Below are 235 nucleotides of genomic sequence, written 5' to 3'. Positions count from 1 at the left end.
AACCCCCACTACCTGAAACTGCGAAGGTGCAAAACGACCAATATTATATAATTCACCTTTTACATCTCCCGCGCCAAAGTAATCGGCATCTTGCAGACCTGCTGTTAAATCAATGATGCCAACTTGGTCGTAATTATACTGCGATATAGATTCACTCAAACTGCCTGTGTCACTAAAGGCAACAGTGCTCATCGCTTCAAGCGTACCTTGAACGCCTAGCGTAGGCGCTTTAAGT

1 protein-coding gene is annotated in these 235 nt (G+C 44.7%); it reads right to left on the bottom strand.

The features are described 5' to 3' along the window. Positions 1-235, bottom strand: a 235-nt coding sequence (locus AAEY83_RS18550) for a DUF6701 domain-containing protein (RefSeq protein WP_351061643.1), incomplete at both ends; no start/stop codon positions are given.

It is taken from the genome of Psychrobacter sp. TB20-MNA-CIBAN-0197, from assembly GCF_040309765.1.
In the GTDB taxonomy this organism is placed as follows: domain Bacteria; phylum Pseudomonadota; class Gammaproteobacteria; order Pseudomonadales; family Moraxellaceae; genus Psychrobacter; species Psychrobacter submarinus.
Note: the sequence above shows the minus strand (reverse complement) of the source record. Positions and strands in the feature narration are given on the sequence as shown.